The organism is Algoriphagus sp., from assembly GCF_046296635.1.
Classification (GTDB): Bacteria; Bacteroidota; Bacteroidia; order Cytophagales; family Cyclobacteriaceae; genus Algoriphagus.
The window spans coordinates 38,051-50,935 of the sequence record NZ_JBKBKZ010000002.1; the positions used below are offsets into that span (position 1 = coordinate 38,051).

Here is a 12,885-nt window from a genome sequence, read left to right on the forward strand (position 1 = left end):
TAAAGCATGTTTACGGTTTATGCTATAAAGAGCCAAATTCTTCAAAATCATGGATTACCATTGATCAAGCGAGAGACCAGCAAAATATTTTCTTGGCTTACTCCATGATTTTTAGCCAAGGGTTCCCATTGGTTCAATGCTGTTCTAGTTTCCTCAATAATGCCTTCAATCAATTTTTTTGGCAACTTGGACTCAGACCCGAGTTTGACCAAATGTATTAATGTTGGATTTTTTCCTTCTCCCATCACCATGGTACTTTGCTCACCTGCGGGGCCACTTGAAAAAGTGAGATCGTAAGCAGGTGCAAGTTTCCAATCTCCTGATTCATCCATTAAAAAGCTGAAATTTTTTGAATGGTCATCCCTGTTGTGAGCCAATACATTAAAAACTGCTAAACGGTACATTTTCTCCACCTCACGAATATCTTTGGTGAGAATGCCTGTTAGATTGATCAAGTCTTCATAATCCAATGAAGGAGTTCTAAAATCACTGTTTAGCAAACCGCTTACTGAGTGCATATGAAGTTTTTTGCCCTTAGTTCTATCAAAACGTTTTACAGCAAAGTAGCCATCTCCTTTTTGTGAGGGAAATAAGTGCACTTCAGGCATTGAAACACCCGCAACTTTCGCCATTTGCGCATAGACATATTCAATAGCACCTGCATCTCGTCCATCTTGGGAATTGGGAAATTTTACCAACCAAGGCTCAAATTCTCCTTCAAGCTGTTTTGCTCCAAAAACGATCTGATTACGGTCCTCATGCACGCCTATAAGTGCTTTTGGCCTCGCTCCAGCAGAAGATCCGTTTAAAGCTAGTAATTCATCGATCACTATTTCTGGACCTCCTTTCAGCACTTCATAAGCTTGTGTGGACAAATGATCCAAGTCAATTAATTTATGGCTTTCGGTTGGACTATAATCAGGTTCGTAAACCAAAGCACCCATACCATGTAAACCTACATGAGCAAGACGATCGAGAGATGAAAGATCTGAGGGATTTATGCCTTTCGCTCTTACCATCCGATCAAAAAGTAATCGCCCCCATCCATCAGGTAGACTATCGCTAAAAACTCCCGCTAATCCCTCAAAAGGGCGTTTCGGTAATTCAATTACCCCTTTTTGCAATGGCAATCGAAAGGGAGATATTTCAATGCCTTGTTGTAGAAAATCATCATGATACTGAAAATAAATTATTCCTTCCCGCATCCCGAGACGCCCTACAGGCTTAATACCGCTGCCGAAATCCAGCCCGGTTTTTATTTCTGTGACTAGCTTCGTCATTTCTTTCGACCTCTTTTTCGTTCCCTACCACTATCGTCTTTGAGCACATCGTCGATTGATTTGAAATTTGGCTTTGGCGGGTTTAGAGAATGAATGACTTCTTCCAGTCCACCAATTATCCATAAAAGCTTTAAAAAAGATTCCAAGGAAATAAGTCCCTTTTGCTCAAACTTACGCAGGGTTGCCAGTGGAACCCCGGATCGCTTGGACAATCCCTCTTGGGTAAGCTCCATGATAAGACGTTTTTTTCGAACGTTTTCAGCAATTTTTTTTGCCGCTTTAGAGGGAGAAATAAGCGATATCATAGTAGCATTTAAGTAAAATTTAAATAGAATACTAATACTATGATAGCATAAAATTGCCAAATTTCAAATACAAATCAAGATAACTTCAGTATTGGATTGGACCATTTCAACATTTCCGTGATCTAGGATAAAATAGAATCAAAAATTATTTAGTTTCGATATGAAAACCCATCCACTTAGAGCATATAATATTAAATAAGATTGAATTATATGCTTTTAAGGGGTTTTTCTCATTTTTTGTAAAATACAATCTTGTGGGATGAGCAATCACGCTCGGGCCTGCCTGTTGAAGATAGGTTCGATTTTTCCTAATTGAGGTAGGTCGCGCTCCTGGTACAATTAAAAAGCCTCGCATAGCTGCGGGGCTTTTTGTGTTTTTAGATAAAAAAACCGAAGGTATATCGATTTCTAAATTCAGTTCATACGGATTATTTTTCTAAGATACCCTTTAAATCCGCAGGCGAATAGCCCACTGACTTCAAAGTCTTATGATCCCCCTCTCTGAAAACTAAGTACAAATCACCCTCTTTTTCATAAAAGCAGGGAGTTCCTTTGTCTTCGTAGTGTTTTACAGTTGCTTTCGCTTCTTCCTCTGAAGTACATGCCTTACTCATATTCGAGCGTTGTACTTCATCAAAAAGCGCCTTGAACTTTTCTCCCAACCCAAACTCCAAAATAGCGCCGGAAAGTACGTATTGAAGGTCGCACAAGGCATCGGCGATTTCGACGAGATCCTTGTTGTCAATCGCATCCTCTAATTCTTTCAACTCTTCTGCCAAAAGGGAAACCCGAAGATTACATCTTGTTTCGGATGGAATAGTGGGTTCTGGTAAAACAGGATGTTTAAACGTCTCATGAAAAAGAGCAACTGAGGTAAGGGACTTAGGGTCTTGCATAGAAATTACATTTTGAAGCCCGAAATAAATGAAAAAGGCCGGGATATCCGGCCTTTTTTTATTCAGAATAAACTATTTCTATCTTTTTCTTAGACTAACAGCACTTTCCATGTTAGCTTCGATCTTTGAAAATATTGCTGCATTTCCGTCAGGACTGCTTGGGCTGATTTCGATTCTGCCATCGCCATTTGCATCCATTGCCTTTGTGAAATCTACCCCTGCAAATAATTTGTCCATTTCAAATACAAGCACAACTTCAGTATTTTGATTTAATTCCACTCCCGTGGATGTTTTAGTCGAGGCACGAAGCATTTTTTCTGATTCGGTCCAGAACTGAGTGATTTTTCCATTAATCGTCCCTGTAATTAAAACAGATTTTTGAAACATTGGGTCATTCGCGTTCGCCCCGGCATTTTTATAAAGTTTAAAAGTGGCCTCAGTGTAGTTTCCCTCAGGTGTTGTTCCTTCACCAATTAAACTAAATTGAGATTTCCCACCAGTAATTAAAACATTTGACTTTTTTGACGAAGCTGTTTTTTGAAGATTGGCGTTCAGAATAGTTTTCGATTGCAAGTTTCCTAGACTGATGCCAGCAGTAAGGTCTGCTTTAGCAAAATACTTCATTTCAACATTTTGGGTTCCAACAGTGAATTGAGTAACTGTGAAAGCTCCAACTGCCATTCTTGAATTAGGTAAGGTTGCAGTAGAAGTGGATGCCGTTGCAGTAATTTTAGCCTGTGTCTGAGGATCAGTAATTAGGTCATCTTCTTTATCGCCACATGAGCTAAGGTAGAACCCATTTAGAAGCACTAGGCTAAACAAAGCGAAATTTTTCAATACTTTTTTCATAGAACCGTAATTTGATTTTCACACCTGTTACAATCGTGATGCCAACTAAAAAAAAAGAAGCAAGGGGGAAATAAAAGCTTCATTTGGCAATGAAAAATGTACGAATCACAGTCCGGATCAAGATTTTCGTTTTAAAAAAAAAGGAAGTCTTGTGACTTCCTTGACTTTAAAATCATCCCAAATAGCTTTTAAATAGCTTTTTCAAATCTATTGGAAACTGCATCCCAATTGACAACATTCCAAAATGCAGAGACATAATCTGGACGTCTATTTTGGTAATTCAAATAATACGCATGCTCCCAGACATCCAATCCAAGAATCGGAGTGCCTTTTATTTCTGCTACGTCCATCAATGGATTGTCTTGGTTTGGGGTGGAGCTTACTACCAACTTGTTGCTGGAGTCAACACTAAGCCAAGACCAACCCGATCCAAATCTGGTTTTTGCAGCATTCTCAAACTGAGTCACGAAAGATTCATAACTCCCAAAAGAAGCAGTGATTGCTTCCAGAAGTTTTCCTTTGGGCTTTCCGCCTCCATCCGGCGACATGATATTCCAAAAGAGCTCGTGATTGTAATGCCCACCACCGTTATTTCTCATTTTGACAGAATATTTGGAAATAGAAGCCAATACATTTTCCAATGGCTTGGAAATATCCACACCTTCTTCTTTAGCCGCATCCATCAGATTTGAAGCATAGGCAGCAGCATGTTTGGTATAGTGAATTTCCATAGTCTTGGCATCGATATTTGGAGCCAAAGCTGAAAAACCATAAGGTAACGGTGTCTGAGAAAAACCAGTGGAGAATCCGCCCGAAGTGGTCACTTTTGCAGCTGCGCATGAGCTCGCTAAAATCCCTGTTCCGACCAATCCCATAACCAATCCTGCTTTTGTTGTATCGGATAAAAACTTCCTTCTTGAACTAATGTTTTCTATTTTCTTCATAAGTTTATAATTTGATATTTAAAAGTCATACCGATAGCTATCGGGGGAGCATCACGCTGTTTGTTGCTTTAGGTAATGCTTTTCTGCCAGGCAGGTTCGATTTCATGATGTGATAAAACATTCAGTGCAATAATTGAACCAGCTGAATCGCAATTTAGTTGCCTAGAATAGTCATTTACTGACGGATTTGGATTTGAGGATCAGACAATACGTCTGAATTTGTGACAACTTGGTTAAGTTTGCAGCCTTGGAGAAGTTTTTGAAATCTCTAAATATTATCTGTTTCCATGGAACTTACATTTTATAAATATCAGGGTACTGGAAATGACTTTATCATGATCGATGATCGAGCTGAGTCATTTGACTTGGAGAATCTGGATCTGGTCAAAAAGCTGTGTGATCGCAAATTCGGTATTGGTGCAGATGGCCTTATAGCAATTAGAAATCATCCTGATTTTGAGTTTGAAATGGTTTACTTCAATGCTGATGGTAGCCAAAGTATGTGCGGAAATGGGGCAAGATGCGCCGTGGCTTTCTCGTCTTTTTTGGGGATTGTAAATGGGAAAACCCAGTTTCTGGCCATCGATGGCCCTCACGATGCCGTCCTCATTGGAGATCAAATAGAGCTCTCGATGGGAGATGTAAAAGAAATTGCTGCTAAATCGGAGGATTTCTTTGTGAATACCGGTTCACCACATCACATAAGATTCGTGGAAAAAGTTGCAAAATATCCGGTTTTTGATGAAGGAAAAACCATCCGAAACGATTCAGGATACGCACCTGGAGGCACCAATGTCAATTTTGTAGAGCAAATTGCTCTAAATGAAATCTTCGTGCGCACCTATGAGCGAGGTGTCGAAAATGAAACATTATCCTGTGGCACCGGGGTAACTGCTGCTGCCATCGTTTATGGCTCGCAGCATCAACAAAATCATGTTAAAATTAATACACTCGGTGGACGCTTGTCCGTAAAATTTCAATCTAATCCTGATGGGTCTTTCAATAAAATCTGGCTTATAGGACCAGCGGAACAGGTTTTTTCAGGGAAAATCACCATTTAACATTCAATGTCCAAATCTACTTCAGAAAATGGACGAATTATCAATTGTAACAAAAACGGCTTATTTTTAAGCCCCCAATCGGGAATTTATAGATAGACATGCTAGATTTTATTGCTAAAGGATTAGCCAAGGTATTTGGAACCAAATCCGACCGAGATATTAAAGAACTCCTTCCACGAGTCAGTGTTATCAACCAAGCTTACGAGGTGCTGAAGGAAATTAGTGATGACGAGCTAAGAGCTAAGACTCAGGAAATCAAAGGAATAATCAATGATCGCCTAAGGCCGATTGATGAAAAAATCGTTGAAATCCGAGGCCAAATTGACCTTTTACCCGCACAGGCAATTCATCAAAAAGACCAGCTTTTCAATGAGATAGATAAGCTTGAAAAAGGGAGAGACGAAGAACTGGAGAAAGTTTTGGAGGAAGTGTTGCCTCAGGCTTTCGCTGTAGTGAAAGAAACCGCCAGACGATTTAAGGAAAATGAAAAGCTGGTAGTCTCTGCTTCCATGCATGACCACGAATTGGCGGTCGTTAAGAAAAATGTGGAAATCCAAGGCGAGCAAGCTATCTGGCACAATCGATGGCTGGCTGCGGGCACAGAAGTCGTGTGGGACATGCTGCATTACGATGTACAACTCATCGGTGGTATGGTGCTCCACAAAGGTAAAATCGCCGAAATGGCCACCGGTGAAGGTAAAACATTGGTTTCAACCCTTCCGGCATTTCTAAATGCCCTTGCTGGCCGTGGAGTTCATATTGTAACTGTCAATGATTACCTGGCAAAGCGTGACTCCGAGTGGAACGCGCCACTTTTTGAATTCCATGGTTTGACAGTGGATTGTATAGATAAGTATCAGCCAAATTCTCCAGGTAGGAAAAAAGCATACGCTTCGGATATTGTCTACGGGACAAACAACGAATTTGGATTCGACTACCTAAGAGACAATATGGCTCGCGAAGCTGGAGATTTAGTTCAAGGAAAGCATCACTTTGCGATGGTCGATGAAGTTGACTCCGTATTGATAGATGATGCAAGGACGCCATTGATTATTTCAGGTCCTGTGCCTAGAGGTGATGTGCATGAATTCGATGGAATGAAGCCGCGAGTTGCAGCATTGGTTGATGAGCAGCGAAAGTTAGTTCAGGGATTTTTGTCCTCAGCCAAAAAATTGATTGCTGAAGGAAATGACAAAGATGGAGGACTTGCACTTTTCCGTGCTTTCCGCGGAATGCCAAAGTATAAGCCGACAATTAAATACCTCTCAGAGCCCGGTGTTCGGGTGATTCTTCAGAAGACAGAGAATTTTTATCTGCAGGATAACAAGAAAAACATGCCTGAGGCGGACGAGCCGCTACTTTTTACCATAGATGAGAAAACCAACGTGGTTGACTTAACTGATCGTGGGATTGAAACCATGACCACCAAAAACGAAGACGAGTCATTTTTTATTCTTCCGGATATAGGGGTAGTAATTGCTGACTTGGAAAAGTCAGTGGATATCGACGATAAGGAAAAACTTATCCGAAAAGAAGAAGTAATAAAAGACTACGGTGTAAAAGCGCAGCGAATCCATACCGTAAATCAGTTGCTCAAAGCCTATTGCATGTTTGAGCGAGACACAGAGTACATCTTAGTGGACGGCAAAGTAAAAATTGTCGATGAGCAAACGGGTCGTGTGATGGAAGGGCGTCGATATTCAGATGGACTTCACCAAGCCATCGAAGCTAAAGAAAATGTGAAGGTGGAGGATGCTACGCAGACTTACGCCACGATCACGCTTCAGAACTATTTCAGAATGTACCATAAGCTTGCCGGTATGACTGGTACAGCAGAGACTGAGGCAGGTGAATTCTGGGAAATATATAAACTAGATGTAGTAGTTATTCCTACAAATAAGCCGATCGTAAGAAAAGACAGCGAGGATATGGTTTACAAAACCGTCCGGGAAAAATTCAATGCCGTTGGTGATGAAATCAACAACCTTGTTGCAGCAGGAAGACCCGTGTTGGTAGGTACCACTTCTGTAGAAATCTCCGAGGTACTCAGCAGAATGCTGACATTGAAAAAAATTCCTCACCAAGTTTTGAACGCTAAGCAACATGCTCGCGAAGCGGATATTGTTGCTGAGGCAGGAAAATCCGGTACAGTAACTATCGCTACCAACATGGCAGGTCGAGGAACGGATATCAAGCTTACTCCTGAATCCCGTGCGGCAGGAGGTTTGGCAATTATCGGTACAGAGCGTCACGAATCACGTCGAGTTGATCGACAGCTTAGAGGTCGTTCCGGTCGTCAGGGAGATGTGGGATCTTCCCAATTCTTTGTCTCTTTGGAAGACAGTTTGATGCGACTTTTTGGTTCGGAGCGAATCGCAAAACTGATGGACCGAATGGGTCTGGAAGAAGGAGAAGTGATTCAACACAGCATGATCACCAAGTCTATCGAACGTGCTCAGCGTAAGGTCGAAGAAAACAACTTTGGAACACGTAAGCGCCTACTCGAATATGATGACGTGATGAATTCACAGCGTGAGGTGGTCTATAAGAGAAGGAGAAATGCGCTGAAAGGAGATCGCCTTGAGTTGGATATTCTTAATATTCTATTTGATGTCTGCGAAAGCCTGATCGACATGGGTAAGACCACAGATGTTGCTGAAGACCTCAGAATGAATATTTTCACTACTTTGGGAATAGATCACCAAATTTCTGAAAATGACCTTAAATCCAAGGATGCTGCTAAGCTGACTCAAGAGCTTTACACGGTAGCTTTTGAGCATTACACAGCAAAGAACAACTTAATTGCTGAAACAGCCCTTCCAATATTCAAAAGAGTTCAGGAAGAAAGAGGTGCAACGGTAAAAGATATCATGGTACCAATTTCTGATGGACTTAAGCAGATTGGGGTAGTTTGCAACCTGGAAAGCACTGTTCATTCAGAAGGTAGAGAATTGATAAGAGCTATTGAGAAAAATGTCTCCTTGGCAATTATTGATCAAAACTGGAAAGAGCATCTCCGGGATATGGATGATTTGAAGCAATCTGTACAAAATGCAGTTTACGAGCAGAAAGACCCTCTGTTGATCTATAAGTTTGAAGCATTTGAGATGTTCAAACGCTTCATTGGCAAATTAAATGAGGACATGATTTCCTTCTTAACTCGGGCAGATCTACCCAAGCAAGATCCTGCTCAAGTACAGCAAGCCCAAACTCAGCGCGCTTCGGAGCCGAAACTTCAAACGTCAAAAGCAGAAGTGGCAAGCTCTTTGAATCCCGGAGCTAATAGAGCCGTTGCTGCTGCTCATGCAGGTCGACCCGCACAGCAAGTGGTGGCGCCAAGAAGAGTTGAAAAAACCTTTGGAAGAAATGACAAAGTTTCTGTTCAATATACTGACGGCACCAAAAAAAGCGACGTGAAATATAAAAGTGTGGAGCAAGATATTGCCGAAGGAAAATGTGTCCTTATTGAAAACTAAGATAGAATGAGAAAAATTTGGGCTATTGGGTTCCTTGTGCTAATAAGCAGCTGTAAAATCATAAGACCGGCTTCGGATAGTGGAGGAAATGCTTTTTCTACCTTTCAGGAAGACCTTAGCAGTTCTTTGCCTCAATATCCTGACTTTCGGAACGCATCCGAAGAAATCTCGTCTTCAACTAGCTCTGGCTCTGTGAAGTCGGTAGATTCTGAACTCGATATAGTCCAAAGTAGATTTGCCCAAAAGAATAAATCTGAACCGTATTTCAATGGATACACCGTATTGGTTTTTTCAGGAATTGATCGAAATCAAGCATTCAAAACTCAGGATGACCTGAAGATGAATTATCCGGATTATCCCTCTGAAATGCAATACCAACAACCACGATATCTGGTCAAATTGGGTCAATACACTTATAAAATTGAAGCTCAAAAAGTCTTCTCGCAACTAAAAGGGCAATATCCTAGTGCTCGAATAACTCAAGATAGATTTCAGCGGAAAGAATACTCGCAATCGTCAACCGATCAAAATGATCCTCTCCAAGATTAAATCTTTGGCCAAGGCCTATAAGGAAGAAGTAATTTCCAATCGCAGATATCTCCACGCAAATCCTGAACTTTCTTTTCAAGAATTCAAGACTGCGGAATTCGTGGCTGGAAAGCTTAGAGAAATTGGAATTACCGAAATCGAGCAAAAAGCAACCACAGGTTGGTCTGTCCTTATAAAAGGGAAAAATCCTGACATAAAAGTAATTGCCCTGCGTGCGGACATGGATGCTTTGCCAATTATCGAGGCCAATGATGTTCCCTATAAATCCCAAAATCCGGGAGTAATGCATGCATGTGGGCACGATGCACACACTGCATCACTTTTAGGCGCAGCCAAAATCCTTCATGAAGTTCGTGACCTGTTTGAAGGAACAATTAAACTTATTTTTCAGCCTGGTGAAGAACTGGTTCCAGGTGGAGCTTCCTTGATGATCAAAGATAAGGTGCTGGAAAATCCTCGACCTAGCTCCATTCTAGGGCAACATGTGATGCCTTTTATCCCCGCAGGTAAGGTTGGTTTCAGGCCTGGATTATACATGGCTAGCACAGATGAACTCTATGTCACTGTTAAAGGAAAAGGTGGACATGGTGCCATGCCGGAAACCTTCATTGATCCCGTTTTGATAGCCTCCCACATGATTGTTGCTTTGCAGCAGATTGTAAGCCGAGTAGCTAACCCTAAGATTCCTTCCGTCCTTTCATTTGGCCGTGTTGAGGCGCTGGGAGCAACTAATGTCATTCCCAATGAAGTGAAAATCCAAGGAACCTTTCGTACGCTCGACGAAGTTTGGAGAGCAAAGGCACATGAAAAGATGCTTCAAATCGCTCATGGAATAGTGGAAGGAATGGGTGGAGAATTGGACTTTGAAATACGAAAAGGCTATCCGTTTTTGAAAAATGATCCAGAATTGACAGCGAGATCCATGGAAGCAGCAAGGGTATATTTAGGTGAAGAAAATGTGCTGGACTTGGATATTTGGATGGCGGCGGAAGATTTCGCTTTCTATTCTCAGGAAATTGAAGGCTGCTTTTACCGACTCGGAACTCGAAATGAAGCACGTGGAATCACCTCAGGAGTACACACCCCCACTTTTGATATCGAAGAAGATGCACTCGAAATTGGCGCAGGCCTTATGGCGTGGTTGGCGGTCTCAGAGCTTTCCAAAGCATAATCTTAATATAACTTACTTTGACGGAAGATGACTTACCTTCCCTTTTTCCTAACCAAAAAATGAAAAATTTTAAAGCACTTACCCTGACATTATTCTTTTCCTTGATGATTTCTCAGGCATTTGCCTGGGGTCAGATTGGACACTATCTGATCGGCTATATGGCTGAGAGACAAATGAAGAAATCCACTCGGAAGAAAGTGGAGAAAGTGCTTTATCCAATGTCTTTGGGTCGTAGCGGCACTTGGATGGATGAAATCAGGTCGGACAAAAACTATGACTATGTCAATACTTGGCATTATTTGAATAGCAAGAACGGGGAGTATGATCCTGCCACACAGGAAAAAGGAGGAGATGCATTTGAAGCCATTCAGCGATTGAAATCAGAATTAAAAGCTGGTGGACTTGACCCAAAAACTGAAGCTGAAAAGCTAAAAATGTTGATACACATGGTAGAGGATATTCATCAGCCGCTTCACGTGGGCACAGGTGATGACCGAGGAGGAAATGATGTGAAAATCGAGTTTTTCAATCAGCCAACTAATCTCCATGCCCTTTGGGACAGTGGCATGATCGAGAGACAGGGCATGAGCTATACTGAGATTGGGAATGAACTATTCAAAAGACTGACTCCAGAAATGAAGGCAAAATACAGATCAGGCTCTATGGAAGATTGGCTAAAAGAAGCCGTCTCTTATAGACCTATGATCTATAATCTTCCTGAAAATAAGCGAATCAGTTACCCGTACATGTATGAAAATTATAAAATTGCCGAAGAAAGATTAGTTGCTGCGAGCATTAGATTAGCTCAAATTCTTGAAGAGATTTATTAAGAAAAAACTTTTTTGAAAACGGCCTTTGTCTCTTTGGATGATGAAGGTCGTTTTTTTATTTTAGTCCTGCATAGCTCATTTTTCTAAACTTCAATGTCAATAAAAATCGCCATTGCCGAGGACAACAGCTTTCTGCTAAAAGCGATTCTGGATAAACTCTCGATTTTTCCAGATATCGAGGTCAAATTTCATGGGTTTAATGGTTTGGAGTTTTTAGAAAAATTGGAAAAAAACCCCAATATCCATTTAATCTTAATGGATATCGAAATGCCAAAAATGAATGGGATAGAAACGGTAGAAAAAGTCACCCAAAAGTATCCGCATATCAAGATTATCATGTTGACAGTTATGGACGATGACGAGAATATCTTCCGTGCCATTCAAGCTGGCGCAAATGGGTATTTTCTCAAGGAAGTTGATCCTCCAACCTTGCACCAGGGGATTCTAGATACCCTTGATGGTGGGGCTGCTATGACACCTTCGATCGCATTAAAAACACTGAAGTTTCTTCGAAATCCGCCACATTTTGAAGAGAAAAAAGAAGAAATTTCGCTTACAAGCAGAGAAGTCGAAATCTTGGAACAGACCTCAAAAGGCTTGAATTACAATCAAATCGGTGAAAATCTATTCATTTCACCCAAAACCGTCCGAAAGCATCTGGAAAATATCTACCAGAAACTCCAAGTCCACAGCAAGTTGGAGGCAGTACAAAAGGCTGTGAAGAATCGGATTATTGAAGGGTAGTTTTTTTATTCCAGTAGATAAATCGTCACATTTTAAGATATGCGGATTTAAAGAGGTAAATTGAAAAAGAGCACCCGGATTTTTTTGTGATTAAGATCTTATTTTTGATTTCCATCACTTTGAATGAAAGAGGGCGCTTTTAACCATAAAATCCAAATAATTATGTCTATTGTAAAAGTAATTGAGGTGATCGCAACTTCTGAGATTAGTATTGAGGATGCCATTCAAACAGGAGTAGCTGAGGTTTCCAAGACTGTTCGAAATATTGATTCGGTTTATGTAAAAGATATCAAAGCGCACGTGAAGGACGGTAAAGTAAGTTCCTACGGGGTTATTTGTAATATTTCGTTTCGCGTTGATTGATTAGAAATGATTTGAGTTAAAAAGAGCGCAATTGTCGCTCTTTTTTTTTATCCCGAGCTTTGTATTTAAAGGAAAATAAGGTGGAGTATGATGAACAATATGTTTGGGATTAAATGAGGCAAACATTACAGGTCGCCCTCCCGAAACCGCTTTCGCTCAACGGGACTTTCGCTTCAGAGCTCACTATCATTTAAATCGTTTTTGTACCCCAAATTGGATTTGGGGCTGTTACAGGGCGCGCCTTCAGCGCTATTTCAAGTTCGATCATATTTGTATAAATTGTTAGTATTTGAAATAGTGCCAAAGGCACGTTCTGTAAAACCCCTGTCTACCGCCTTTTATCCAGGCCAGAATGCAATTCTGGGTTTTAAATGAAATGAATATTTTCGCAAGTGCTGAAGGCTCGATATGAGGAAA

12 protein-coding genes are annotated in these 12,885 nt (G+C 41.0%); 7 read left to right on the forward strand and 5 right to left on the reverse strand.

Annotation, left to right across the window (positions count from 1 at the left end):
- Nucleotides 1-47: 47 nt before the first annotated feature.
- The 5 genes from ACK4HU_RS02325 to ACK4HU_RS02345 form a co-directional block, all read right to left on the reverse strand.
- Nucleotides 48-1,280: a type II toxin-antitoxin system HipA family toxin gene (locus tag ACK4HU_RS02325; protein WP_409803233.1), complete on the reverse strand. Its 1,233-nt coding sequence runs from the start codon at nt 1,278-1,280 to the stop codon at nt 48-50.
- Entirely contained in the window at nt 1,277-1,513 is a 237-nt protein-coding gene (locus ACK4HU_RS02330; RefSeq protein WP_409803234.1) for a transcriptional regulator, read from the reverse strand. Before ACK4HU_RS02330 ends, ACK4HU_RS02325 begins: the two co-directional genes overlap by 4 nt.
- A 500-nt stretch (nt 1,514-2,013) precedes the next feature.
- A complete protein-coding gene (locus ACK4HU_RS02335) occupies nt 2,014-2,481 on the reverse strand; it encodes a hypothetical protein (protein ID WP_409803235.1) in 468 nt (155 codons plus the stop codon).
- A gap of 78 nt (nt 2,482-2,559) precedes the next feature.
- Nucleotides 2,560-3,330 carry a hypothetical protein gene (locus ACK4HU_RS02340; protein WP_409803236.1) on the reverse strand — a complete coding sequence of 257 codons (771 nt, stop codon included), beginning with the start codon at nt 3,328-3,330 and terminating at the stop codon, nt 2,560-2,562.
- Between the two features lie 188 nt (nt 3,331-3,518).
- Entirely contained in the window at nt 3,519-4,274 is a 756-nt protein-coding gene (locus ACK4HU_RS02345; RefSeq protein WP_409803237.1) for a superoxide dismutase, read from the reverse strand.
- A gap of 287 nt (nt 4,275-4,561) precedes the next feature.
- On the opposite strand from ACK4HU_RS02345, the gene dapF reads away from it, so the two are divergent.
- From dapF to ACK4HU_RS02380, 7 genes are all read left to right on the forward strand, one after another.
- Nucleotides 4,562-5,335: a diaminopimelate epimerase gene (dapF, locus tag ACK4HU_RS02350; RefSeq protein ID WP_409803238.1), complete on the forward strand. Its 774-nt coding sequence runs from the start codon at nt 4,562-4,564 to the stop codon at nt 5,333-5,335.
- 98 nt (nt 5,336-5,433) lie between these two features.
- Nucleotides 5,434-8,811, forward strand: a complete 3,378-nt coding sequence (secA, locus tag ACK4HU_RS02355) for a preprotein translocase subunit SecA (protein ID WP_409803239.1) — start codon at nt 5,434-5,436, stop codon at nt 8,809-8,811.
- A gap of 6 nt (nt 8,812-8,817) precedes the next feature.
- Nucleotides 8,818-9,360, forward strand: coding sequence for a hypothetical protein (locus ACK4HU_RS02360; protein ID WP_409803240.1), 543 nt, complete (start codon nt 8,818-8,820; stop codon nt 9,358-9,360).
- The gene (locus ACK4HU_RS02365; protein WP_409803241.1) at nt 9,341-10,531 is read left to right on the forward strand and encodes a M20 family metallopeptidase; all 1,191 of its coding nucleotides are present in this window, start codon (nt 9,341-9,343) and stop codon (nt 10,529-10,531) included. The genes ACK4HU_RS02360 and ACK4HU_RS02365 overlap by 20 nt, the downstream gene beginning before the upstream one ends.
- A gap of 59 nt (nt 10,532-10,590) precedes the next feature.
- A complete protein-coding gene (locus ACK4HU_RS02370; RefSeq protein ID WP_409803242.1) occupies nt 10,591-11,361 on the forward strand; it encodes a S1/P1 nuclease in 771 nt (256 codons plus the stop codon).
- A 93-nt stretch (nt 11,362-11,454) separates the two neighbouring features.
- Nucleotides 11,455-12,105, forward strand: a complete 651-nt coding sequence (locus tag ACK4HU_RS02375; RefSeq protein ID WP_409803243.1) for a response regulator — start codon at nt 11,455-11,457, stop codon at nt 12,103-12,105.
- 162 nt (nt 12,106-12,267) lie between these two features.
- Entirely contained in the window at nt 12,268-12,468 is a 201-nt protein-coding gene (locus tag ACK4HU_RS02380; RefSeq protein WP_409803244.1) for a dodecin family protein, read from the forward strand.
- Nucleotides 12,469-12,885 lie beyond the last annotated feature (417 nt).